The organism is Streptomyces sp. NPDC045967 (assembly GCF_056430495.1).
Map to the genome: position 1 here is coordinate 401,243 of NZ_JBWKLE010000002.1, position 21,805 is coordinate 423,047.

A 21,805-nucleotide genomic window follows, 5' to 3' on the forward strand; every position below is an offset into this window, starting at 1 on the left:
ATGATGCGGATGCACCGTTCGTTCAAGGAGCGACACGCTCTATCAGGAGGCATGACACCGTGGCTACAGTCGAACTCACCAAGGAAAACTTCGACCAGACGGTCAGCGAGAACCCGTTCGTGCTGATCGACTTCTGGGCGGGCTGGTGCCGGCCGTGCCTGCAGTTCGCCCCGGTCTTCGAAAGGGCCTCGGAGGCCCATCCCGACCTGGTCTTCGCCAAGGTGGACACCGAGGCGCAGCAGGAGCTGGCCGGAGCGTTCCAGATCACCTCGATCCCCACCCTGATGATCGTTCGGGACCAGGTGGCCATCTTCGCGCAGCCCGGCGCCCTGCCGGAGGCGGCGCTGACCGACCTCATCGCGCAGGCCCGAAGCCTCGACATGGACGAGGTGCGCGCCAAGATCGCGGCGGAGCAGCAGGGCGGCGGGGGAACCGGCACGCCGGAGGCCTGATTGCGTGACGCCGCCCCCGCCGGGCGGTGACACTGGCCCGTATGACTCAAGCCGTGGAGTACGACGTAGTGGTGCTCGGCGGGGGACCGGCGGGCGAGAACGTCGCCGACCGGACCCGCGCCGCAGGACTGAGCACCGCTCTGGTCGAGAGCGAGCTGGTGGGCGGGGAGTGCTCGTACTGGGCCTGCGTCCCGAGCAAGGCGCTGCTGCGCCCGGTGCTGGCGCGGGCCGACGCCCGGCGGGTGCCGGGCCTGGCGGGCGCCGCCGAGGGGCCGCTGGACACGGCGGCGGTGTTCGCGCACCGCGACTACTGGACCGGGAACTGGAAGGACGAGGGCCAGATCGACTGGCTCGACTCGATCGGCGCCCACGTGTACCGGGGCCACGGCCGGTTGTACGGGGTGCGCAAGGTCGCCGTCACCAGCCCCGAGGGCGAGCACCACGTGCTGTCCGCCCGCCACGCCGTGGTGGTCGCCACCGGGACCCGGGCCGTGGTCCCGGACGTGCCCGGGATGGCCGCGGCCGGTCCGTGGACCAGCCGCGAGGCCACCTCCGCGCAGGAAGCGCCCGGCCGGCTGCTGATCGTGGGCGGCTCGGTGGTCGCCGCGGAGATGGCCACGGCCTGGCAGGGCCTCGGATCGCAGGTCACCGTGCTCGTGCGCGGCTCCGGGCTGCTGCCGCGGATGGAACCCTTCGCGGGCGAACTGGTCGCCGAGGCGCTGCGCGAGGCCGGCGCGGTGGTCCGGACGGGCGTGGGCGTCGAGGCCGTCGTACGGGACGGCACCACCGGCCCCGTCACCGTGGTCCTCGAAGGCGGCGAGCTCGTCGTGGGCGATGAACTGCTGGTGGCGACCGGGCGGGCGCCGCGGACCGAGGACATCGGACTGGAGACGGTCGGGCTGTCCGCAGGGCAGTGGATCGGGGTCGACGAGACCTGCCGGGTGCCCGGGTCCGACTGGCTGTACGCCGTCGGCGACGTCAACCACCGCGCACTCCTGACCCACCAGGGCAAGTACCAGGCCCGGATCGCCGGAGCCGCCATCGCCGCCCGGGCGGCCGGCGGCCCGCTCGACACCGGACCGTGGGGGGCGCACGCGGCGACCGCCGACACCCTGGCCGTCCCGCAGGTGGTCTTCACCGATCCGGAGGCCGCCGCGGTGGGCCTCGGCCTGGCCGAGGCCGAACGGGCGGGCCACCGGGTGCGCGCCGTCGACTACGACCTGTCGAAGGTGACGGGCGCCGGACTGTACGCCGACGGCTACCGCGGCCGGGCCCGGATGGTCGTCGACCTGGACCGCGGGATCCTGCTCGGAGCCACCTTCGTCGGACCGGGCGCGGCCGAGCTGCTGCACGCGGCCACCGTCGCCGTGGCCGGCGAGGTCCCCCTCGACCGGTTGTGGCACGCGGTCCCCGCGTTCCCGACGATCAGCGAGGTCTGGCTCCGTCTGCTGGAGGCGTACCGGGGTTAGGTGTGTCTTTCGGATCGGGCCGGGCCCTGCGGCGGGCCGGCCGGGACGCCGGCATGACGGGGGCCCGCCGCCCCGGACGGTCTCGGGGTGGCGGGCCCGCGTGCGCGACGGTCAGGGACCGACGGTGATCTGCTGCGCCGGGTCGGTCGTGTCGGTGACGCTGTAGACCGCGTTGAAGGTGGACGTGGTCGCACTCGTCGGGCAGCCGAAGCCGCCGGTGACCTTCACCGGCACGGACGCGTTCGTGAACGTCAGGCTCGGCGGGGCGCCGTTGGCCCAGCTGCCGCCGACGTTGGCGGCGGCCGTGGGCGCGGTGGTGACGGTGCAGGAGGCGAGCCCGGTCGTCTTGACCACGAGGCCCCCGACGGGGACGGTCATCGTCGCGGTGATCGGGGAGCCGTGCTGCATCGACACGGTCCAGGCGCCGCTGGTGGTGACCGTGGGGGTCACCCCCGGCATGCTGGACGTACAGGAGCTGTACGTCGGCGGCGAGATGGGCGAGGAGACCGGCCCGGCCGCGTTGTGGTTGCCGGGGGCGGCCGGCACCGTACCGGTGGACGCGGAGACGGTGCAGGTCACCGTCACGGAACCGGCCTTGAGGGTGGCCTTCCCGCTGAGGGTGGCCTTGAAGGCGTGCCCGGCCGGGGTGACGGTGGTCGACCCGGCCACGGGTAACGGCGCGGCGGAGGCGGAGACCGAGGCCAGCGAGAGGGCTCCGGCGGCGGCCATCCCGAGGGCGAGCGCGGTGCGCGTACGGCTCATGGCTGTGCTCCTTGGGGATCGTGGTGCGAGGGGGTTGTGGGAGAGGGGGCTGTGGGAGGGGGAACGGCGGACCGGGCGGTGTGCCCGTCGGCCGTGGAGGCGGCGGACGGAGGGGCGGGGCGCGCGGGGCGCGACGGCTGCCAGGCGAACATCAGGCCGCCGCCGAGAATGCCGAGCAGGGTGCCGACGAGGAACCCGCCGAGGTTCGACAGGACCAGGGCCGCGGTGGCGATCAGGGTGGTGAGCACACCCGCGAGAGCGCGCTGGGCGGGGGAGAACCAGGCGGTGAGGCCGAGCACGATCATCACGAGGCCCATCAGGACGGACGGGATCCCCGCCACTCCCTGCTGGAGCATGATCTTCAGGGGTGCCAGCGGGAGGACGCAGATCCACACACCGGCGAGGAGGGTGAACAGGCCGCCCCAGAACGGCCTGCCGCGCCGCCACCGCCGCCAGCGGCGACGGCTCAGAAGCATTCCTTCTTGCCCTTGCTGATGTCCATCCGCAGCCCGGAGAGCTTGAAGGTGCCGGCGTTGGTCGCCCACGCCGTCTGCTGCAGATCGGTGATGCTGACCGTGTCCGCCTGCTGGGCGAACAGGTCCTGCATGCCCTGGGCGTCGGCCGGACCCTTGTCGAGGGTGGAGGCGTCGCGCCCGATCTCGATGTTGCTGAAGACCGCGTCACCGGACAGCTGTGTCGCGTCCACGAACAGGTTGCTCGCCTCGACGGGCTTCTTCTGGCCCGCCGTCAGGTTGAGCGAGATGTCGCCGATCACCGGAAGCGTGGTGACCACCGACTGGCAGAGGCTGTTGAGCTTCGCCTCCCGGATGGCGGTGACGGCCACCGGGATCAGCTCCTCACGGGCATTGACGTCGACGCCGCCGTACTGGGCGAAGCCCTCGCCCTGCAGGCTCTTGGCCGACACCTTGAACTGCTGCCCCGACACCGCGAACGAGGCGGCGAGCGCCCCTTGCGCGAGGGCGATGCCGAGGCCGGCGGTCACGGCCACGGCGGGTACGGTCAGGACGGCGAACCGCCGCCAGCGGACCCGGCCGGAGCCGTGGTCCTCCTCGGGTGAGTCGGATAAGTGCGGGGAATCCGGCATGAGATCGTCCCTACTGATCGGCTGTGCACCGTTGTTACCGACGAGTTGAATGTAAGAGTGCCAATGGAGGTTGGCAAGGTTGTGCGACTGCACCCTTTCAGCCGACTCCTACTGCTCCGTACGCAGCAGTTCGGCGACTTCGGCGTCCACCCGGCGGGCCATCGCCCGGGCGAATTCCGTGGCCACGACCTCGCCGGCCACCGGCCGCAGGGCCTTCACCGCCTCCGTGGCATGCTCCAACTGCTTGGCCGAAAGCCGCTCCAGCCCGTCCGGGCCGATCACATGCCGCCGGAACAGTCCGACGAAGCGGTCTGCGAGCGCGGCCGCCTGCACCTGCACGAACTCCCCGGCGTCCAGGATCTCCGCGAGCGGTACCCCCTCGCGCACCAGCGCGAGCGTCGCGTCCAGCAGACGGGGGCTGCGGTGGGTGACCAGGTCGCCGTCGACCGTCACGTAGCCCAGCTCGGCCGCCCGCCGGGTGTCCTCGGCCGACGCCGTCGGACCGAACAGCTCCCGGAGCTCGGCCCGGGTCATCGTGACCGGCTCCTCCCGCACCCAATCGCGGGTCAACTCCCGCTCCAGGCCCAGCACTCCGGACAGGCCGCCGCCACCCTCCCACGCCTCCAGGAGTTCGGCGATGCCGTTGACCGTGTACCCCCGCCCCAGCAGGTCGCTGATCAGCCGCAGCCGGGTCAGGTGGTCGTCGGAGTACCAGGCGATCCGGCCCTCGCGGCGCGGCGGCGGCAGCAGCCCGCGCTCCTGGTAGTAGCGCAGGTTGCGCACCTTGACTCCGGCCGCACGGGCCACGTCCTCACGGCGGTAGCGCCCGCCGCCCGTCCCGTCTCCCACCACCTGGCTGTTCACGCGGCAGAGTGTAGGACGTACTGGCAGGTCACATAGGCCGCGGCCGGTCTTCCTTGACCGCCCGCAGGATCACGAACTTGGGCTCGCTCGCGACGACTTCACTGTTGCCGAACAGCCGCCGCAGGTGCGTGTGGTAGCCCATGTGCCGGTTCGCGACGATCCACAGCTCGCCGCGGGGCCTCAGCACCTTCCGGGACTGCGCGAACATTCGCAGCGCCGTCGCGTCCGTGGTGGCCTGGTGCGAGTGGAACGGCGGATTGCACAGCACCAGGTCGACGGAGCCCGGCGCCAGCATCGCGACCCCGTCACCGACGTGGAACTCGGCCGTCCGCCGGCCCTCGCGGATGTTCGCCCGGTACGTGGCCCGGGCCGAGGCGACCGCCTGGTAGGACTCGTCGGTGAAGACGACCTCGGCGTCCGGGTCGTGCGCCTGCACGGCCGTGCCGACGACGCCGTTGCCGCAGCCCAGGTCCACGACCCGGGCCCCGTCGGTGTTGGTCGGCAGGTTCTGCAGGAAGAAGCGGGTGCCGACGTCGAGCCGGTCGGCGCAGAAGATCCCGGCGTGGTTGACGACGGTCAGCCCGGAGGCGGACCCGCCGTCCTCGTCCACCGTGTACGTCACCGGCCACGGCGCCGGCGCCGCGGGCCGGGCGCCGCCCGGTGTGCAGAAGATCAGCCGCGCCTTCTTCTCGGCGAGCGAGGTCTTCGTCGGACCGAGGATCCGCTCGAAGAGCCGCAGCGTGGAGGTGTGGATCTCCTTCACCATGCCGGTGCCGACGACCACGGTGCCCGGGTGCACGTGCGGGGCCAGCCGGTGCAGCTGGTCCTCCAGCAGCGCGAGGCTCTTGGGCACCCGCACCAGCAGGAGGTCGATCTTCTCGGGCGGCGGGTCCTGCGTGGTCAGCAGCGTGACCGTCGCCTTGGAGGTCCCGATCCCGTTCCGGTCGAGGTTCGCCGCGGTGGCGGAGCGGGTCAGGGAGGAGTCGGTGATCTGCGTCGGGCGGTACGCGGCGAGCGCCGTCGTCAGCGCCCCCCAGCGGTCTCCGACGACGGTGATCTGCCCGGCGGCGGCCAGGTCCACCGGCCCGCGCTCGCCGGTGCCGGAGTCCAGGTGGCGCAGCAGGTACTCGTCCGCGGCGTCCCAGGCCTGGAGCCGGTCGCGCGGGTCCTCGGGGAAGCGGGTGAGCTCGTAGGAGCCGAAGGGCGTGGTCAGGCGGTTCATAGGGGACCCAGGCTAACCGAGGCGGAGCCCGCGCCCCGCACGCGCCGAGCCGGGCGCCGCCGCTGCCGAGGCGACCCGCCCGGTCGGGATCGTGGGCCGGCGTCGGTTACTGCGGGAACTCGCCCGCCATGGCGGCGGCCGTCCGCAGATACGGGCGGGCCTCCTCGGCCCTGCCGCGGCGCTCCAGCGTGCGACCGAGCATCAGCTGCGCGTAGTCCTCGACGGGCCACCGCTCCAAGATGGCGCGGAGCTCGCGCTCGGCGCGCGACAGCTGCGCGGAGTGGTAGTAGGCGCGGGCGAGCAGCAGCCGGGGGGCCAGCTGCTCCGGAACCTCGGCCGCCAGCGGGTCCAGGATCCGGGCGGCCGTGGCGTACTCCTTCGCGTCGAAGAAGAGCCGGGCCCGTTCCCAGCGCTCGGCGGCCGTTCCGTGCTCGAAGTACGACGTGTCCGTCCCGCTCATCGCGCTCATCGGGTTCCTTCCCTGCCTCCCGCTCCGATGCGGGCTGCCTGCTGCCTCGAACACACGGGGGAGGGTGAACATTCCACTGGCCACGGCCGTCACGGCCGTCGCTGCGCCATTAGGTTGTAGCCATGAGCAATCTCGATCGCCAGCCCGCACTCGCCGTATGCGGCGGCCGCGGCTTCGTCGTGGCGGAACCCGTGCGCGAGCTCCTGAGCCCGCGCACGGTCAGGCTCGGGGAGTCCACCGAGGTCCGCCGACTCCTGCCGAACCTGGGTCGCCGGATGGTGGGCGCCTGGTGCTTCGTGGACCACTACGGGCCGGACGACATCGCGGACGAGCCCGGCATGCAGGTCGCCCCCCATCCGCACACCGGGTTGCAGACCGTGAGCTGGCTGCACGCGGGCGAGGTGCTGCACCGCGACAGCGTGGGCAGCCTGGCGACCGTCCGCCCGCGCGAGCTCGGCCTGATGACCTCCGGGCGGGGCATCAGCCACTCGGAGGAGAGCCCGCGCCCGCACGCCCGCCTCCTGCACGGCGCCCAGCTGTGGGTCGCCCTGCCGGACGCCCACCGGAACGTGGAGCCCCACTTCCAGCACCACGCGGAGCTCCCGCAGGTGACCGCCCCGGGCCTGACCGCGACGGTCATCCTGGGCACCCTGGACACGGCGACCTCGCCCGGCACCGCGTACAGCCCGATCGTCGGCGCGGACCTCGCCCTCGCGGCGGGCACCGAGACCCGGCTCCCGCTCGACCCGGACTTCGAGTACGCGGTCCTGTCGATGTCGGGCGAGGCCCACGTCGACGGCGTCCCGCTCCTCCCGGGCTCCATGCTCTACCTGGGCTGCGGCCGCACCGAACTGCCACTGCGGGCGACCTCGGACGCGGGCGTGATGCTCCTGGGCGGCGAGCCGTTCGAGGAGGAGATCGTGATGTTCTGGAACTGGATCGGCCGGTCCCACGAGGACATCGCGCAGGCCCGCGAAGACTGGATGAACGGCACCCGCTTCGGCGAGGTCAAGGGCTACGACGGCCCGCCGATTCCGGCCCCGGCCCTGCCCCCGACCCATTTGAAGCCCCGGGGAAGGGTACGTTGACCTGCCGGTTTGTAGGGACGAGGGCCGGATGCGGTGCTCGCGCCCGGCCCTCCGGTTTTGGTTTCGCAGGGAAGAGCCGTCGCGACGTGACCGGTTTGGCAGGCTTCGTTGAGCCCGAGGCTGTGGCCGTCTTACCGCCAGGGCGCATGGGCGTGCTGCGCCTGTTGCTGCGCCGAGGCGGCGTCTGTGCGGGCCGCGAGCAGGAGGTGGAGGAGCCGCCCGGCTGCTTGGGCGTCTTCGAGAAGCACCCGTGACCGCCTCTGCCCCGACCCGGATGGAGAGCCCTCGGTCGATCACCATCGTGGCCGTGTCCGGGCTTGACCGGCTCGTCCTGAGTCGGCCGGGCGAACAGGGACCCGCCCTCGGACCGGCGCGTTCGCCGCGTGGCCCGTCCGCGATCAGGGTGACCTCCTTTCGGCCCCGCGCACAGGGCCGTGGCCGCGGCGAGCGAGGTATGGGTGAACAGCCGGCCGCCGAGGACGCCGGCGGGCCGGTGCATGCCGAGGTAGACGCGCGTCAAGCCGACCGCGGCGGCCCGGCTCACCAGGAGGGCGCGGCGGATCCGGGCCGTGGCCGGGGAGGGCACGCGGGTCTGCCGCGGCGGTGCGGCGGGGGGACGGCCCGGGCCGGCGCCGCATTGTTGCGGTGCCGCCCCGGGCCGTCCGGTCGTGCGCCGGTCCCTGGTCAGCGCTTGGGGCAGGCGGCGTGGGTGACCTTGCCGGCCTTGGCCGTCGACGTGCCGGGGTCCAGGGTCAGGCACTTGCCTGTCCACTGGTTGATGAAGTAGTAGCCGTGCGACTGGCCGTTGCTGTCGGTGTTGGTCGGCATGACGTTCCACAGCTGGCTGCCGGAGAACCACTTGGTCTCGCAGGGCCACCAGAAGAGCTGCGTGCCGTCGCCGGGCGGAGTCCCGTTGTTGTACGGAACGGTCAGGCAGGAGCCGTTGCCCGCCTTGATCCAGTAGTGGCCCTTACCGTCGTAGTTCGGCTTGGTGGCCGTCCACTGGTGGCTGCTGGGCGCCGGGTTCGCACAGGCCCGCTGCGTGACGAGGCCGCCGGAGCCGTCGGGGAACTCGTCGCCGCGCACCATGCAGCGGTTGGTGCCGTAGGTGCTGACGTACTGCTTTGCGTCGTTGACGGTCCACACCGCCGGGTGGGGCTCGAAGACGTAGTTGTCGCGGTTGAGTTCGTCGACCACCGACACGGGCGTGAGGCCCGACTTGTCGGAGATCTGGTAGTGGTCCACCGCGACGAAGTTCGGGTTGCGGCCGCCTGCGGCGGGCCGACATGACCTCTCGATGCGGCTCTTGAGCTGGGCGCCGTTGTCGATCTTGGCGTAAGCCTTCGGGTCGAGGTTGTCCGAGCTGAACTGGTTCATGGTGAACAGAGGGGTGAGGCCGGTCGTCCCCGGCATCGGGTTCGTGTTCAGCGCATTGCCGTTCCGCGACTCACAGCCTGACGGCTGCCCTTGGCCGTAGCTGTACCGGTTTTCCACGGTGTGCGACCAGGTGTTCATCAGCGTGCCGGAGCCGGCGGCCGTGTCGCCCCAGCTGTCCTGGAAGATGACCAGGCGCTGGTTGGCGGAGACCATTTCCTTCAGCTTCGGCCAGTTGCTGCTGAAGATGCCCCAGTCGTTCTGGTTGAAGAGCATCTTGCCGGCGCCCTTGGCTTCCAGCAAGTCGGTGATCGTCTTGCTCACCGTCTCCTTGGTGGCGTAGTTCTCCAGGAACAGGGTCACCACTTCCTGCGGGTTCTTCTGCAGGAAGTTCACGACGGTCAGGAGCCCTGTCTTGAAGTCGTCGTAGCACACGCGCACATCGGGGCTGGTGCCGTGGCACATCTGCACGGGTCCGGTGCCCCGGGAGTCGTACGTGTCGAGCATCAGGCCCCGCACGCCGCCCTCGAGCTGCTCCTTGATGGTCTGCGACTGGTTCGGCGGCACGGGCCACCGCGTGTCGTCGTCGGCGTAGGCGTTGTGCGAGGTCACGAACGACCACTGGTGATAGCGCGCGTTCCCGTACTTGCTGCTCGCCGCCACCGCCCCTGTGGGAGCCGTCAGTGCCGAGGCCAGGACGAGGAGCGCGAGCGCGGGCAGGGCGAGCAGGCGCAGCAGGCGAGCACGGCGGTCGGCGCCCGAACGGGACGCGGTACCACTGGTTCTCATGTGTGATTCCCCTGGTAGAAGCAGCCGCCGGCGACCGCGGTCACGGTACGGCGGCGACCGGGTGTACGAAGATGCTCCGGGCCCGGTGCGCAGCCGCACACGAGAGCGCGGGCGGAGCGGCGACGGGCCGGCCCCCGGCGGGGCTGGTCGGGCTCCCCCCGGGGTCGCCCCAGCCAACCGCGGCCGGCCGATCCGGACCAGGCAGCTCCACCGGCAGAAGTACGGTCCGGCATACTTCTGCCGGAGGAAAGGACCGGCGGACCGGCCGGTCCGCGCGGCACCGGGGGACGAGCGGGTATGGGGACGGACACACCGGCCACCGGCGGATTCGGCGAGCACCTGCTCCGCCTGCGCACGGACGCCGGGCAGAGCCAGGAAGAACTGGCGCACGCCGCGGGGGTGAGCGTGCGGGCCCTGTCGGACATGGAGCGCGGCCGGTCGAGGGGGCCGCAGCGGCGCACCGTCGCGGCTCTGGCCGCGGCGCTGGGGCTGAACGCGACCGGCACCGAGGCACTGGAGCGGGACGCCAGCCGGGGACGGCTCCGCGCGCGCGGGGCCGCGGGTGAGGCGGCGGCCGGCTCGTACGCGGGCACCGGACCCCCGGCGGACGCCGGGGGGAAGCCGGCGATCGGGCCGCCCGGATGCCCCGGCCCGGCGGGCGCTGCCGCCCCGGGCGCCTCCGTCCGCCACACCCTCGCGCTTCCGCGTGACCTGCGCGACTTCACCGCGCGCGGGCCCGCCCTGGCGCGGCTGGCGGCCCTGGCCGAGCAGTCCGGCCCCGACCGGCCGCAGGTGGCGGTCGTCTGCGGGCAGCCCGGCCTGGGCAAGACCGCCTTCGCCGTGCACGCCGCCCACGCCCTGGTACCCCTCTTCCCCGACGGCCAGTTCTACCTCGACCTGCGCGGCATGGATCAGCAACCGACCCCGCCCCGCGACGCCCTCGGCCGCCTGCTGCGCGCCCTCGGCGCCACCGACGTACCCGCCGGCACCGACGAGCGCAGCGGCCTCCTGCGCTCCCTCCTGCGCGACCGCCGCGTCCTGCTCCTCCTGGACAACGCCGCGGACGAGAACCAGGTACGGCCTTTGCTGCCCGGGGAGGGCGCCTCCCTCACCCTCGTCACCAGCCGCCACGCCCTTGCCGGCCTCGAAGCAGTCCACCGCACCGAACTCGCCCTGCTCCGGCGCGAAGAAGCCGTCGAACTCCTCACCCGCATCATCGGCCCGCACCGGGTCACACAAGAAGCCCAAGCCGCGCGCGACCTCGCCGAACTCTGCGGCCATCTCCCCCTGGCCGTCCGCATCGCCGGACAACGCCTCGCCGCCCGCCCCAACGAGCACATCAGCAAACTCGCCACCCAGCTTGCCGAACAAGGCGGTCGCCTCGACGCCCTGAAGGCCGGCTCGCTCGAGGTCCGGGCCGCCTTCGCCCTCTCCTACCGGCAGCTGAGCCCGCAGGCACGGACCGTCTTCCGACGCTCCTGCCTGGCCGGCGGCCCCGACTTCAGCCCCCAGACCGCCGCCCTGTTGGCCGACCTGCCCGCCCGCACGGCCGCTCGGTATGCCGAGGACCTGGTCGACGCCGGCCTCCTCCAGTCCCACCCCACCGCTGACCGCTACCGCTACCACGACCTCCTGCGTCTGTTCGCGGCCGAGCAGTTGGCCGAGGAGGACGGGCCCGAGGAGATCGCCGCCTCCCAGGACCGGGCCGCCCGCTGGACGCTCCGTCGGGCCACCACCGCCGCCCTGCACTTCGAGGCGGAGTACGGCTCGGCCGCAGCCCAAGGCGACGCGGAAGGCGATCCCGACCCGGCCACCGCGCCGGTCGGCAGCGACCGGGCCCGGGCCTGGCTGGAGGAGGAACGGGCTCAGTGGCTCGGGGCCCTGCGCCACGCCCAGTCGACCGGCCATCACCGGCAGGTCGTCGACGCGGCAGAGGCGATGCACTGGTTCTCCGACGCCACCATGGACTGGGAGCTGTGGGCCGAGGTGTTCCTGCGGGCCGCCGACTCCGCCCGGGCGCTCGGCAGCACCCGCGAGGTGGCCGTGCAGCTGAACTACTTGGCCTGGGCCCGAAACATGTGCGTCTTCGACTATGCCGGAGCGCTGGCCGCCGCGGACGCCGCTCTGGAGGCGGCCCTGGAGGCGGGCGACGAGCTCCAGGTGGGCTGGGCCCTGGGATACGGCGCGGGGGCGCTCCAGCGGCTCGGCCGGATCGGGGAGGCCGTCGCCCGGCTGAGGTCGTCGGTCGCCCGGTTCGCCGGGCTGTCTTGCGGCGAGAGCAGGCTGGCCGAACTCACCGCACTGAACGCGCTGGGCCAGGCCCTGCGCATGGACGGCCGGCCCGAGGAAGCACTGGCCATCCACCGCCGCAGCGAGGCGCTCTGCCGGGCGGGCATCCCGGGGCGGTCGACCGTAGTGAGCCGCGCCTACCTGTCCCTGGTCAGCCAGTGCATCGGCAACGACCTGGCCGCGCTCGGCCGGTGGAGCGAGGCGGAGGCGCCGCTGCGTGAGGTTCTGAGCCTTCGCGCGGTGAACCCGGTGTCCTTCTGGAGCGAGACCGCCCGGCTCGAGCTGGGCGTCGTCCTGCGGCACCTCGGCCGTCACGATGAGGCCCGGCAATCCCTGACGGCCGCTCATGAGGCCCTGGTCCGCCTGAACCACCCCCGGCAGCTCGAAGCCGCCGCCGAGCTCAGTACCCTGGAAGCCGCTGCCGCAGCCAGTCGCGTGCGTGCTCGTGGCAAAGCCGCCGACCGCCCCGGCGGGCCTCGGTGACAAGGCCCCCGGCCGCCCGCATGCCCCGGTCACGATCCCGATCCAGCGGATCGCTGCCTCATGTAACGGTGCCGGCAGCCGGGCCCCTCAGGCTCGACGGGCGAGCCGAAGGGTGCGGCTTGGCCCACACCCCGGCCTTGGTCCATTCGGTGGACCGGCGGTGGGCCGTTGCGCCGGATGGCCCGAACGACGCCGCGGGCAGCTGCTGCCACGTGCAGTCCGAGGTCGCCACGAACACGATCGCGGCCAAGACCTCACGGTGGCCGTGACGAGGCCGGCCGCCATCTGTGGCCGCGTCGGCGCCACCGGCACAACCCGCTGGAACAACACCCACACTCCGATGCTGACTTTCGCTGACTTTGAGGGACCTGTAACGCTCTGAGCTGCGGAAACGTCTCTCGATGCGAAGGTTCCGAAACCGGATCGGCCGGTCCCCGGCCTGCGCGATGTCCTCGTCCCCTCGGTCACTCACGGCAACCACCATCGTGTGCGGCGAGCGACCCGCTGGGGCATGGCTGCGTGGGTCGGGCAGCGGAAGAGGTGCGGGGCGCGGGCTTGCCCCGCCCCCCGGGGGTGGACGGGTTGGGCTCAGGCGGCCCGGTAGGCGGCGGTCAGTCGTGCCACCGCCCCCGGCAGGTCGCCGCTGAGCAGCAGGTGATCCGCCTCGGCGAACGGCTTCGCCGCCGCCTCGCCGATGGCACCGGCCATCTTCGCCTGCACGATCACCCGGGCTTTGGCGACCAGTTCCCTGCCCTGCTCGGAGCTGCCGAGGCCGGCTGACTGGAGCGCCTTGGCCGCGAGGCCGATGGTCTTCAGGGCGACCTCTCCGCCACCGGACGGGGGCTTCGCGAGGGTGGTCAGACCCCAGCCGTAGGGGAACTGCGGGTCGTAGGAGGCGTCACCGACGTTGATGGGCAGCTGTGCCTGCGACTTGGGCCAGGTCACCGGCAGCTGGCCGGTGAAGGGACGCCTGCCGTACAGGACGTCGGCGACGCCGTCGCCCTCGGTCCCGGGCAGCCAGGAGGCGACGAGCGCTTCGATGCCGCCGAGCCGGTCACCGATGAGCTGCGGTCGGCCGGAGACGACCAGTACCGCGCACTTCATCGCCGCACACACCTTGTCGACGGCCGCCTTGTCGGCATCGGTGAGTTCCAGGTCATGGCCGTTGCCGACGTCACCGAAGCCCTCGGCGTACGGCGTCTCGCCGACGACGACCACGCCGACGTCGTATCCCTCCGTGGCGGCGGAGGCGTCCTTGGAGTAGGTGATCTCCGCGCCCGGGGCGGCCTTGCGCATGCCCTGGAGGATCGTGGTGCCCGTCGTGATCGGGCCGGAGGAGCCCTGCCAGCTGACGGTCCAGCCACCGGCCTGGTTGCCGATGTCATCGGCGTTGGATCCGGCGACGTACACCTTCTGCGATGTCTTCAGCGGCAGCACCGCGGCCTCGTTCTTCAGCAGCACCTGGGACTTGGCGACGGCCTCACGGGCCACCGCGCGGTGCTCGGCGGAGCCGACCCGGTCGAGGTTGGCCGTGTCCGCGTAGGGCCGCTCGAAGAGTCCCAGTTTGAACTTCTGGGTCAAGATCCGCGACACCGCGTCGTCCACACGGGCCTGGCTGACGCGGCCCGCGGCCACCTCCTCCCGGAGCGTGCGCGTGAAGCCCTGGTAGTCGGTCGGCACCATGATCATGTCGAGGCCGGCGTTGACGGATGTGCGCACATCGCTCGGGTAGTCGCCGGGGATCTGGTCGATCGCCTGCCAGTCGCTGATCACGAAGCCGTCGAAGCCCATGCGGTCCTTGAGGACCCCGTTGATCATCTCGGCGTTGGCGTGCATCTTCACCGGGCCCTGGTCGTCGCCCAGGACGTCCAGCGAGGAGTACGAGGGCATGACCGTCCCGGCGCCGCGCCTGACGGCCTCGGCGAACGGTGCCAGGTGCACCGCTTCGAGCTCTTGACGGGTGACCTTGGTGATGCCCTGGTCGATCGTGTACGATCCCGTGGTCGATGAGCCGAACTCGGTGCCGCCGTCGCCGACGAAGTGCTTGGCACTGGTGAGGACCTTGTCGTTGCGGGCCAGGTCCTTGCCGTTGCGGGCGCCCTGCATGCCGTTGATCACGGTCTCCATCGCGGTGACCAGAGCCGGGTCCTCACCGAACGCCTCGTAGGAGCGGCCCCAGCGCTCGTCGCGCGTGACGCACAGGCACGGAGCGAAGTCCCAGGGAATGCCGGTCGCGCGCACTTCCCTGGCCGTCACCGCACCGGTCTTCTCCGCGGTCTTGGGGTCGCGTCCCGCTCCGATGCCGATGTTGTGCGGCATGATCGTCGAGCCGATGACGTTGTTGTGGCCGTGTACGGCGTCGACGCCGTAGACGAGCGGGATCTGGAATCGGGTCGTCTGGGCGCGCAGCTGGTACGCGTCGACCATCTTCGCCCACGCTGCCGGGGTGTTGGGGGCCGGCACGGAGCCGCCGCCGGAGAGCAGCGAGCCGAGATCGTAGGAGGCGATGTCGCCCGGTGCCTTGAGCGCACCCCGCTCGGCCTGCGTCATCTGGCCGGTCTTCTCCGCGAGGGACATCCTCGCGAGGAGGTCCGCGACGCGCTTGTCGACCGGGAGCCTCTTGTCGAGGTAGGGCAGCCCGTGTGCGTTGACGACGACGTGGGGTGTCTCGGCGGGAGCCTTGGCGCCGCTGACGGTCAGCTTGAGCGCAACGGTCTCCGCGGACTCGGCGGAACCGTCCTTGCTGGTGCTGACCGCGATCGTACGACTCGCACCGGAGACCGTGCCCGCGGGGAAGGTGACGCTCCCGGAGACCGGCTGGTAGTCCTCACCCGAGGTGGCACTGCCGCCTTCGGTGCTGTATCCGACGGTGACCGGCTCGCCGACCGGGCCGGAGCCGGTGGTGACGACGGATATCCTGACCTGCGCGGTCCCGCCCTCCGCGACGGGGAACACGGCGGCGTCGGTGACCACCCTGGCGGTGAGGGCCGGCTCGGCCTTGCCGTACAGCTCGACACCGTCCATCGCGAAGGAACCCGGTGCGCCGGTCGGCAGGGTGAGGGCGTATCCCCACATCTCGTTCAGGCCGAGAACCTGGTCGATGCCGCCGACGGGTTGGTAGTCGCTCCGGTAGACGAAGTCGGAGAAGGGGATCTCGACGAGGTGCCAGCCCTCCCAGTCGTCGGTGAACGACGTGGTCCACAGCTCGGACGCCTCGCCGTTGGCGCCGCCGTCCTTGATCTCGAAGTTGACACGCTTGCCCGAACCGGGCGGGAGCGGAGCGGTGTTCTGGCCGTACCACCAGAAGCGGATGCCCTTGTGGGCCGTCCAGTCCTGGGCCGGTTTGTCGAAGGCGAAGTCGTGGCTGATGCCGCCCCAGCCGCTGATGTCGTAGGTGCCCTGGAGCACCTTGCCGCCCTCCGGGGCGTCGGACCGTTCCTTGATCTCCAGCTTCGGCTGGTCGTCGGCGTCGCTGCCCCAGGTGAAGATTCCTTCGGCCGGCGGGTTGGCGAAGGGCACCTCGCCTTCGAAGCGGTCGACGAGGCGCGGGGGTGGTTCATCCGCGGCGGCGGACGGGAGGCCGCCGACGAGCAGACCGCCCAGTACGGCGGCTGTGGCCAGCGCTGCCGTACCGACTCGGAACGGGCGACGTGGTCGTAACATGACAACTCCTTGGGCGGGGGACGCGAGAGGTGGGAGGGGGAGGAGGCAGGGGGCATCAGCCCTGTCCGCCCCGTGAGCGGGGCCCTCAGGGGCGGCGGGGCGCGGAGCGTCGGACGACCAGCTCGGTGGGCAGCACCACGGGCGCCGCGGAGAGGGTCCTGCCCCCGAGGCCGGCGAGGAGGAGCCTCGCCGCCGTTTCCCCCATCTGCCGCATGGGCTGGCGGACCGTGGTCAGAGGTGGCTCGGTGTGCGCGGCGATGGGGAGGTCGTCGAACCCCACGACGGCGACATCGTCGGGGACGCCGCGCCCGGCTTCCCGAAGGGCCCGCAACGCGCCCGCGGCGATGAGGTCGTTGTGCGCGAAGACGCAGTCGAACGCACGCTCTTGGGCGAGGGCGCGCTCGACACCGTGCCGTCCGGACTGCTCGGTGAACTCGCCGTCGAGGACGAGGTCGGTGGGCAGGATCTCGGTGAACCCCGCCAGCCGGTCCCGCACGCAGCCGAAGTGCCGCCGGCCGGTGAGGACCAGGGGCCTGGTGCGGCCGGAGCCGAGCAGGTGCCGCGCGGCGGACGCGCCGCCTTCGCGGTTGGTGGTGGCCACGGACGGGAACGCCGGGTGACGGCCGCGGTCGTCGATGAGGACGACGGGCAGACCGCGGCGGTACATCGCCTCGATGGTCTCGAGGGTGTTCTCCGGTTCTATGACCAAAAGCCCGTCGAAGGCACGGGCCGAGACCTGGCTGGTGAAGTGCCGGACGGAGTCGGCGCCCCGGTTGCAGCTGAACAGCAGCAGTCCGTAGCCGGCCGCCTCGACGGTGTCGGCGACGCCCTGGAGCACTTCGCCCATCCACGGCCAGGTGAGGGGCGGAGTCAGCATGGCGATGGTGCGGCTGCTGCCACGGGCCAGGCCCACGGCTCCCGAACTGGGGACGTAGCCGAGCGCATCGATCACCTCGCGAACACGAGCAGCGGTACCGGCGTCGACGTCCGCCCTGGTGTTGAGCACACGGGAGACCGTTGTCTTGCTCACTCCCGCCTGACGTGCGACGTCGGCGATGGTGGCTCGCATGCATGCGCCTCCGCGTCGGGATCCGGTACCGGTTCCGGTACCGGTTCCGGCTGGTGCGGCGAGTCAACCTGCGGGCCGCCCCGCCGTCAAGACTTCACGCAGAACCGGGGCGATGGTCGAAATGCGGCGCAGTCGGGAGGGTTGGCCGTTCAGGAAGTGAATGCGCCAAGGTGTGACGCGCGTGGGCACCGGGGAGCCGTAGCCGCCGCGTGCCGTAGCCGTCGTGCGCCGCGACCGGTTTGCGTCCCGTTTCGGGCGCGCGGGACGGGGCAGGCGCCGGGTGCCGCCCTGCGGTTCCTGGTCGCGGGGCGGACCACAGCGGAGAGCCGACCGAGAGCGACCGGGCCACCGGGCGCGGAGGTGGTGGCGACGATGGACGCGACGACGGACGCGAGCGAGCGTGCGGGTACCGCCCCGGACGGTGGCGCCGCCCCGGACACGACCGCCGGTCAGGGGTACGACGCGACGCCCTTCCTGCCCGCGCGCGGCGGGCTGCCCGCGCTGCGCAGGGCTGCCGCCGGGTGCCGCGGGTGCCCGCTGTTCCGGGACGCCACGCAGACGGTGTTCGGCACGGGCCCGGCCCGTGCACGGCTGATGCTGGTCGGGGAACAACCCGGCGACCGGGAGGACGTGGAGGGCGAGCCGTTCGTGGGGCCGGCGGGCCGGCTGCTGCGCCGGGCGCTGCGGGAGGCGGGGCTCCGTGATGAGGACGCCTACCTCACCAACGTGGTCAAGCACTTCAAGTTCACGCCCGCCCCGCGCGGCAAGCGCCGCATCCACAAGGCGCCGAGCCTGCGGGAGATGACCGCCTGCCGTCCCTGGCTGGCGCACGAACTGCGGCTGGTGGCGCCCGAGGTGCTGGTGGTGCTGGGCGGCACGGCGGGCAAGGCCCTGCTGGGGGCCTCGTTCCGGGTGAACGAGCGGCGCGGCGTGCTGCTGCCGATGCCGGCCGTCGACGACACCGACCCGGCCCCCGCCACCGGGCACCTGCTGGCGACGCTCCACCCGTCGGCGGTCCTGCGCGCCGACGACCGGGACGCCGCCTTCGCGGGACTGGTGGCCGACCTGTCCGTGGCCGCCACGGTCCTGGAGTGACCGGCGGGGCCGACTCGGGCCCACTGGCCGGCTCAGGAGCTCGGGCCCCGTGGCCGGCTCAGGACCCCTCGTCCTCCTGCAGGAGGTCCAGCACCGCGCGTTCGACGGTGCCCTGCGTGGCGGGCCGCCCGAGCAGGCCGTCCTCGCCCAGCGCACCGAGGACGGGCGCGATGGTCCGCCCCGCCTCGTACAGCTCGACGATGCGCGGATCGATGTAGGACGACCGGCACACCGCGGGGGTGTTGCCCAGGTAGCGGCTCACCTCGCGGACGGCGTGCGCCACCACCGTGCCGCGCCGGGCCCGGGACGCGCCGGCCGTGCCCTCGGAGACCGCCAGGGCGACCGCGGCCAGCACGGTGGCGTACCAGGTCCGGAAGTCCTTCGCCGTCACGTCCTCCCCGGACCGGTCCCGCAGATAGGCGTTCAGGTCCGCGGCGTGCACCTCGCGCCACGCCCCGCGCTCCCAGTACGCGAAGAGCCTCGGACCGGGATCCTTGCGCCGGAGCAGCGCGCGGATCACCGCGTGCGCCTGCTCGTCCACCAGCGTGCGGTCGACCTCCTTGCCGGACTTGGCGGGGAAGTGCAGGTGCACCTCGCCCCGGCGGCAGGACACGTGTTCGCGCAGGAGGGTGGTCAGGCCGTAGCTGCCGTTGTCGCGGGCGTAGCGTTCACCGCCGATCCGCAGGAAGCCGAGGTCGAGCAGACGGGTCAGGCAGGCCAGCACGCGGGTCCGGGGCAGGCCGCGCCCGTCGAGGTCCTCGGCCACCTGCTTGCGCAGCCGTGGCAGGGACCGGGCCACATGCTGCACGTGCGCGTGCTTGGCGGCGTCCTGCTGCTCGCGGAACGCCGGGTGGTAGAGGTACTGGCGGCGCCCGGCGGCATCCGTTCCCACGGCCTGGATGTGGCCGTTCGGCCACGGGCAGACCCAGACGTCCTGCCAGGCCGGGGGGATCACGAGGGCGCGGATCCGCTGGACGTCCCCGTCGCGGAGGCGCTCGCCCCGGCTGTCCAGGTACCGGAACCCCCGGCCGTGGCGCACCCGGCGCCAGCCCGGCCCGGCGGGGTCGCTGGTGCGCAGTCGCGTCACGGCGGTCAGTCCGCGTCAGGTCGGGCCGGCGTGGACAGGGTCCACGCCCGGCCCGAGCACGCGTACGGCAGGGATGGGAAACGGTGCTCGCGGACATCCGTGCTCGTGCTCCACAGGTGCTCCTCGCCGCAGTCGCGGGCGTGGACGCCGCTGCGGGGCCCGACCTCACCAGGTCGCCACTGTTCGGCTTCGTTCATGCCGGGTGCCTACCCGCGTCCGGCCGACGCACTCGTGGGGTCCGCCTGGAACACCCCGGCGGGCGAGTGGCGGCCGGTCGCGGGGTAGCCGTCCGGGGGAGGTGCTCCGCCGGACGGGCGGCGGTGCGCGGGCGGTGCGAGGGCGGTGCGCGGAGGGGTGCGAGGGCGGTGCGAGGGGGCGCGGACCGGCGCGGCGCGGTCCGGGCAGTCCCGCCGAGGAGGGGGTCCCGACCGCGAAGCAGGGACAGCCCGGCCTCGGTGATGCCGCCGCCGGGGCACAGCACCCTGGCCGGCCCGACCATCCCGACCGGCTCGTGGTGGGTCTCGATCCCGCCGGCACCGCCGCGGGGCAGCGCCCGACCGAACCGGCCCCCCTGACCGTCCGGGACGTTCGTTCCGGCTGGAGGAACGGCGGCTGGAATTCGATCTCCGAATCATTGCGAGACGCGGCCACAATTCATCGAACGCTGCCCGCCTCGAGTTTTCCTCGAGCCGCTCTGGGGTCGAAGCGGAAATGCGTCAGCGGCCTGATCGCGGAAGAACTGCCCTGCCGACTTGGCGGATTCAAGAACTGCCGTTCGTGATAGACATGAACGAATATGCGACCGCGTGCACAAGCCGCGAACCCACCCGCCGACATCATCGACAGTGAGGGAATCACTTTGCCCACACAGAAGCTGTACCTTCGCCCGTCCGTGGTGGCTCAGCCCCTGCTGCACCGCTGGTACGCGTGGCCCTACCTGCTGGCGCCCCACACCGGCGCGCTCAACCTGCGGGACCGTCTGCTGCCCATCGTGGACAGCTACTTGAAGGCGCCGCACCTCCACGATCAGGTCACCTCGGACCCGCACCGCTACGGTGCGCCGTTCCTCGACCCCCAAGGCGCCACCTACGAGGAAGTCCAGGCGGCACGGGAGGGCATGGTCAAGGAAGGCGAGGCCAAGCTCCAGCTCGCCGACGACATAGCCGAACTGCGCACCCTGCTCCGGGAGAACGCGCTCGGCGGCCCGATGGAACCGCTCTACCCCCGGGTCCCCCACTCCCTCCGCGGCCGCGTCGAGCTCGTCTACGACACCGCCCACCGCCCCCACTTCCGCTTCTTCGAAGCGCTGATGTACAGCTCGCCGGCGTACGAGCGCCACGGCCAGTGCGTCTCCCTGACCGCCACGCAGAGCCCGCAGCCCTTCGTGTACAGCAGCCCCGTCCTCCCGCGTCCCGACCGCCTGGACATCTCCCTGCCCTTCGACTCACCGGTCTGGGACGAGCTGTTCGCGGCGCGCCTCGACCCCGTCGACGTCCCGCACCTCGCGCAGCGCCTCGGCGTCGCCGACGCCGACCTCCCGGCGTTCACCGCACTGTTCCACGACGTGCCGCCGGCGCAGCACACCCCGCCGGCGGCCGGAGAGGTCCGGACGCGCTATCTCAACCACGCGACCGTGCTGATCGAGACGGGCGGTACGTCCGTCCTCCTCGACCCGGTCATCGGCTACACCGACGACGGCTACGAGCACTACACCATCGAAGACCTGCCCCGGCACATCGACGCCGTCGTGATCAGCCACTTCCACTCCGACCACTTCTCGCTGGAGACCCTGCTCCAACTCCGCACCCGCATCGGCACGATCATCGTGCCCCGCGCCTCCGGCGGCTCCCTGTGCGACCCGAGCCTGAAGTCGATGCTCCAAGCCCTCGGTTTCCGCAACGTCCAGGAGCTGGCGGAGCTGGAGACCCACCGCGTCGCCGACCGGGTCGAGGTCACCGCCCTGCCCTTCGTCGGTGAGCACGCCGACCTCGACATCCGCACCAAGATGGTGCCGCTGGTGCGCGCGGGCGGCCGCAGGTTCCTCTTCGCCACCGACATCACGCCGCTCGAGCCCGCGCTGTTCGACAACATCCCCGGCCTCACCGACACCCCCCTCGACGCGCTCTTCATCGGCCTCGAATGCGTCGGGGCCCCGCTGAACTGGCTCTACGGGCCGATGCTGGAGGGCAAGCTCTCCCGCGAGCACAACAACGGCCGCCGGCTCAAGGGCAGCAACGCCGCCCAGGCCGACGTGCTCGCCCGGCAGCTGGGCGCCCGGCACGTGTACGCCTACGCCATGGGTCTCGAACCGTGGCTCAAGCACCTCACCGGATCCGAGTACGACCCCGAGGCCGAACCCGTGCAGCAGGCCGGCGTCCTCACCCGGCTGTGCGCCGAGCGCGGCATCACCGCGGAGCTCCTGCGGGGCCGGGGCGAGCGCACCTGGCCGGCCGTCGATCCGGCGAAGCCCCGGACTTCCGCCCGTGCGCTCGAGTGCGAATAGAGGGTGGCTCGATCGGGTGTGG

17 protein-coding genes and 1 pseudogene are annotated in these 21,805 nt (G+C 72.3%); 6 read left to right on the plus strand and 12 right to left on the minus strand.

Features of this window, described 5'->3' with window-relative positions; all coding sequences use genetic code 11:
- Positions 1-59: 59 nt before the first annotated feature.
- On the plus strand, positions 60-452 hold the full coding sequence (locus AC07FY_RS05510) for a thioredoxin family protein (RefSeq protein ID WP_479000771.1): 393 nt from the start codon (positions 60-62) through the stop codon (positions 450-452).
- A 41-nt stretch (positions 453-493) separates the two neighbouring features.
- Complete coding sequence (locus tag AC07FY_RS05515; RefSeq protein ID WP_479000774.1) at positions 494-1,921, plus strand: dihydrolipoyl dehydrogenase family protein; 1,428 nt, start codon at positions 494-496, stop codon at positions 1,919-1,921.
- A gap of 111 nt (positions 1,922-2,032) precedes the next feature.
- Here AC07FY_RS05515 and AC07FY_RS05520 read toward each other — a convergent pair whose 3' ends face one another.
- From AC07FY_RS05520 to AC07FY_RS05545, 6 genes are all read right to left on the minus strand, one after another.
- Positions 2,033-2,683, minus strand: a complete 651-nt coding sequence (locus AC07FY_RS05520; protein ID WP_479000776.1) for a hypothetical protein — start codon at positions 2,681-2,683, stop codon at positions 2,033-2,035.
- Complete coding sequence (locus AC07FY_RS05525) at positions 2,680-3,159, minus strand: DUF6114 domain-containing protein (protein WP_479000779.1); 480 nt, start codon at positions 3,157-3,159, stop codon at positions 2,680-2,682. Before AC07FY_RS05525 ends, AC07FY_RS05520 begins: the two co-directional genes overlap by 4 nt.
- Positions 3,150-3,788 carry a DUF6230 family protein gene (locus AC07FY_RS05530; protein WP_479000782.1) on the minus strand — a complete coding sequence of 213 codons (639 nt, stop codon included), beginning with the start codon at positions 3,786-3,788 and terminating at the stop codon, positions 3,150-3,152. Before AC07FY_RS05530 ends, AC07FY_RS05525 begins: the two co-directional genes overlap by 10 nt.
- Before the next feature lie 108 nt (positions 3,789-3,896).
- On the minus strand, positions 3,897-4,652 hold the full coding sequence (locus AC07FY_RS05535; protein WP_479000785.1) for a MerR family transcriptional regulator: 756 nt from the start codon (positions 4,650-4,652) through the stop codon (positions 3,897-3,899).
- Between the two features lie 28 nt (positions 4,653-4,680).
- On the minus strand, positions 4,681-5,865 hold the full coding sequence (locus tag AC07FY_RS05540) for a methyltransferase (RefSeq protein ID WP_479001594.1): 1,185 nt from the start codon (positions 5,863-5,865) through the stop codon (positions 4,681-4,683).
- A gap of 115 nt (positions 5,866-5,980) precedes the next feature.
- The gene (locus AC07FY_RS05545) at positions 5,981-6,343 is read right to left on the minus strand and encodes a tetratricopeptide repeat protein (RefSeq protein WP_479000788.1); all 363 of its coding nucleotides are present in this window, start codon (positions 6,341-6,343) and stop codon (positions 5,981-5,983) included.
- Between the two features lie 122 nt (positions 6,344-6,465).
- Here AC07FY_RS05545 and AC07FY_RS05550 point away from each other — a divergent pair, with 122 nt between their 5' ends.
- The gene (locus tag AC07FY_RS05550; protein ID WP_479000791.1) at positions 6,466-7,431 is read left to right on the plus strand and encodes a pirin family protein; all 966 of its coding nucleotides are present in this window, start codon (positions 6,466-6,468) and stop codon (positions 7,429-7,431) included.
- A gap of 684 nt (positions 7,432-8,115) precedes the next feature.
- On the opposite strand, the gene AC07FY_RS05555 is transcribed toward AC07FY_RS05550, so the two are convergent.
- Entirely contained in the window at positions 8,116-9,594 is a 1,479-nt protein-coding gene (locus tag AC07FY_RS05555) for a phosphoinositide-specific phospholipase C-related protein (RefSeq protein ID WP_479000794.1), read from the minus strand.
- 297 nt (positions 9,595-9,891) lie between these two features.
- Between AC07FY_RS05555 and AC07FY_RS05560 the strand changes: the two genes are divergently transcribed.
- Complete coding sequence (locus tag AC07FY_RS05560) at positions 9,892-12,366, plus strand: tetratricopeptide repeat protein (RefSeq protein WP_479000797.1); 2,475 nt, start codon at positions 9,892-9,894, stop codon at positions 12,364-12,366.
- A gap of 112 nt (positions 12,367-12,478) precedes the next feature.
- Here the strand turns inward: AC07FY_RS05560 and AC07FY_RS05565 are convergent.
- The 3 genes and pseudogenes from AC07FY_RS05565 to AC07FY_RS05575 all read right to left on the minus strand — a co-directional run.
- Positions 12,479-12,708 (minus strand): annotated as a pseudogene (locus tag AC07FY_RS05565) (transposase); the annotation flags it as partial.
- 246 nt (positions 12,709-12,954) lie between these two features.
- A complete protein-coding gene (locus tag AC07FY_RS05570) occupies positions 12,955-16,029 on the minus strand; it encodes a glycoside hydrolase family 3 protein (protein ID WP_479000800.1) in 3,075 nt (1,024 codons plus the stop codon).
- Between the two features lie 85 nt (positions 16,030-16,114).
- Positions 16,115-17,098 (minus strand): LacI family DNA-binding transcriptional regulator, encoded by a 984-nt coding sequence (locus tag AC07FY_RS05575; RefSeq protein WP_479000803.1) that lies wholly within the window; start codon positions 17,096-17,098, stop codon positions 16,115-16,117.
- Between the two features lie 372 nt (positions 17,099-17,470).
- Between AC07FY_RS05575 and AC07FY_RS05580 the strand changes: the two genes are divergently transcribed.
- A complete protein-coding gene (locus AC07FY_RS05580; protein ID WP_479000805.1) occupies positions 17,471-18,193 on the plus strand; it encodes a UdgX family uracil-DNA binding protein in 723 nt (240 codons plus the stop codon).
- A gap of 58 nt (positions 18,194-18,251) precedes the next feature.
- Here AC07FY_RS05580 and AC07FY_RS05585 read toward each other — a convergent pair whose 3' ends face one another.
- Both AC07FY_RS05585 and AC07FY_RS05590 read right to left on the minus strand, forming a co-directional pair.
- Complete coding sequence (locus AC07FY_RS05585) at positions 18,252-19,280, minus strand: DNA topoisomerase IB (protein WP_479000807.1); 1,029 nt, start codon at positions 19,278-19,280, stop codon at positions 18,252-18,254.
- Between the two features lie 5 nt (positions 19,281-19,285).
- Positions 19,286-19,477, minus strand: coding sequence for a hypothetical protein (locus tag AC07FY_RS05590; protein ID WP_479000810.1), 192 nt, complete (start codon positions 19,475-19,477; stop codon positions 19,286-19,288).
- Positions 19,478-20,076: 599 nt separating this feature from the next.
- Between AC07FY_RS05590 and AC07FY_RS05595 the strand changes: the two genes are divergently transcribed.
- The gene (locus tag AC07FY_RS05595) at positions 20,077-21,783 is read left to right on the plus strand and encodes an MBL fold metallo-hydrolase (protein ID WP_479000812.1); all 1,707 of its coding nucleotides are present in this window, start codon (positions 20,077-20,079) and stop codon (positions 21,781-21,783) included.
- Positions 21,784-21,805 lie beyond the last annotated feature (22 nt).

Coding starts and splice junctions, on each gene's coding strand:
- AC07FY_RS05515 (WP_479000774.1), top strand. CDS start 494: ATGACTCAAGCCGTGGAGTACGACGTAGTGGTGCTCGGCGGGGGACCG.
- AC07FY_RS05520 (WP_479000776.1), bottom strand. CDS start 2,683: ATGAGCCGTACGCGCACCGCGCTCGCCCTCGGGATGGCCGCCGCCGGA.
- AC07FY_RS05525 (WP_479000779.1), bottom strand. CDS start 3,159: ATGCTTCTGAGCCGTCGCCGCTGGCGGCGGTGGCGGCGCGGCAGGCCG.
- AC07FY_RS05530 (WP_479000782.1), bottom strand. CDS start 3,788: ATGCCGGATTCCCCGCACTTATCCGACTCACCCGAGGAGGACCACGGC.
- AC07FY_RS05545 (WP_479000788.1), bottom strand. CDS start 6,343: ATGAGCGCGATGAGCGGGACGGACACGTCGTACTTCGAGCACGGAACG.
- AC07FY_RS05550 (WP_479000791.1), top strand. CDS start 6,466: ATGAGCAATCTCGATCGCCAGCCCGCACTCGCCGTATGCGGCGGCCGC.
- AC07FY_RS05555 (WP_479000794.1), bottom strand. CDS start 9,594: ATGAGAACCAGTGGTACCGCGTCCCGTTCGGGCGCCGACCGCCGTGCT.
- AC07FY_RS05560 (WP_479000797.1), top strand. CDS start 9,892: ATGGGGACGGACACACCGGCCACCGGCGGATTCGGCGAGCACCTGCTC.
- AC07FY_RS05570 (WP_479000800.1), bottom strand. CDS start 16,029: ATGTTACGACCACGTCGCCCGTTCCGAGTCGGTACGGCAGCGCTGGCC.
- AC07FY_RS05575 (WP_479000803.1), bottom strand. CDS start 17,098: ATGCGAGCCACCATCGCCGACGTCGCACGTCAGGCGGGAGTGAGCAAG.
- AC07FY_RS05580 (WP_479000805.1), top strand. CDS start 17,471: ATGGACGCGACGACGGACGCGAGCGAGCGTGCGGGTACCGCCCCGGAC.
- AC07FY_RS05590 (WP_479000810.1), bottom strand. CDS start 19,477: ATGAACGAAGCCGAACAGTGGCGACCTGGTGAGGTCGGGCCCCGCAGC.
- AC07FY_RS05595 (WP_479000812.1), top strand. CDS start 20,077: ATGCGACCGCGTGCACAAGCCGCGAACCCACCCGCCGACATCATCGAC.